Below are 1,844 nucleotides of genomic sequence, written 5' to 3'. Positions count from 1 at the left end.
AGATCACCGACTCCACGGGGCCGTAGCCGTGCACCAGCCGCACGTGCGGGAACCGCTCCCGAAACCGCCGCAGATGCTCGGGGGAGGGCGCCTCGCCGCCGGTCATCACCTGCCGCACCCCGGAGAACACCCCCGGGTACTCGTCCAGCATGAGGTTGAACAGCCCCGCCGACAGCCACAGGACCGTCACCCCGTGCTCCACGGCCAGGGACTCGATCAGTTCGGGCTCGGGGGCCTGCCCCGGCTGGAGGACGCAACGGGCGCCCGACAGCAGCGCGCCCCAGAACTCCAGGACGAACACGTCCCAGGAGAGCAGCGCGCACTGGAGCCACACCTGGTCGGCGTCCAAGTCCACGAAGTCCTGGCCCAGGAACGTCCCGACCACGGCGCGGTGCGGTGTGAGCACGCCCTTGGGGCGGCCGGTGGACCCGGACGTGAACATCACGCACACGCCGTCCTCGGGGCCGAGTTCCACACCGGGGGCGTGGCCGGGGCGGCGGGCGACCGCGTCGGCCTCGGCGTCGAGGCGGATCGGCGCGGTCCCGGTGGTGAGGCGGTCGGCCCACGCCGCCCGGGTGACCAGGCGGCGGGCGCCCGCCCCCTCGACCAGGCTCCGCAGGCGGTCGTCGGGGAAGTCGGGGTCGAGCAGGAGGTAGGGGGTGCCGGCCTTGGCCGCCGCCAGGACCGTGACCGCCAGGTCGATCCCGCGTTCGAGGAGGACGGCGAGCACGTCGCCGCGTTCGGCCCCGCTCGCGACCAGGTGGTGGGCGAGCCGGTTGGCGCGCGTGTCCAGTTCGGCGTAGGTGAGGCTCTCGTCGCCGAACACGACCGCGACCGCGCCGGGGACGCTCCGCACGCGGTCCTCGAAGGCCGCGGGCACGGTGTCGAACGCGATCTCGCGGTCGGTGGCGTTCCACGACTCCAGGGTCCGCCGCTCCTCCGGCGAGAGGAGGCCGATGGCGCCGATGCGCGTACCGGGGTCGGCGGCGACCGCGTCCAGGACCCGGGACAGGCGCTCCACCAGGGCGACGGCGGTCCCGTGGTCGAACAGGTCGGTGGCGTACTCCAGACCGCCCGTGACACCGGCCGGGGAGCCGTCCGGCGCATGGTCCTCGCTCACGATGAACGTGAGGTCGAACTTGGCCATACCGGTGCGGAAGGGCTCCTCTACCACCTCGATACCCGGGAGCCCAATGTCGCCGCGGGCGTTGTTCTGGAGCACCAGCATGACCTGGAAGAGCGGGTGGTGCGCGGTGGAGCGGGCGGGGTTGACCACCTCGACGAGGCGGTCGAAGGGCAGGTCCTGGTGGGCGAAGGCGGCCAGGTCGGCCTCCTTCACGCGGGCCAGCAGCTCGTCGAAGGCCGGATCGCCGGAGGTGTCGGTGCGCAGGACCAGGGTGTTGACGAAGAACCCCACCAGGTCCTCCAGGCCCTCGTCGTCCCGGCCCGCCACGGGGGTGCCGAGGGGGACGTCGGAGCCGGCGCCCATCCGGGTCAGCAGCGCCGCCAGTGCCGCCTGCACCACCATGAACAGGGTCGCCTCATGGTCGGCCGCGATCCGCAGGAGCGCGCGGTGGGTCCGCGCCGAGAGGGCGATGGGCGCGACGCCGCCCCGATAGGACGCGGCGGCGGGCCGGGGCCGGTCGGTGGGCAGGTCGAGGACCTCGGGGGCACCGGCCAGGGCCTTGCGCCAGTACGCGATCTGCTCGGCGGCCAGGCTCTCGGGGTCGTCGTCCTCGCCGAGGACGTCCTCCTGCCAGAGCGCGTAGTCGGCGTACTGGACCTCCAGCGGCTCCCAGTCCGGCACCGCGCCCCGCGACCGGTCCCGGTAGGCCCGCCCCAGA

The 1,844-nt window shown here is 73.9% G+C and carries 1 protein-coding gene; it reads right to left on the bottom strand.

What is annotated here, in order from left to right; translation table 11 throughout:
* On the bottom strand, positions 1–1,844 hold a 1,844-nt coding region (locus ACFHWE_RS23480), incomplete at both ends, for a non-ribosomal peptide synthetase (protein WP_416604045.1).

The organism is Nocardiopsis sp. LOL_012, assembly GCF_048060475.1.
GTDB lineage: Bacteria > Actinomycetota > Actinomycetes > Streptosporangiales > Streptosporangiaceae > Nocardiopsis.
The sequence above is the reverse complement of the archived record's forward strand: the minus strand, read 5'-3'. Positions and strand labels throughout refer to the sequence as shown.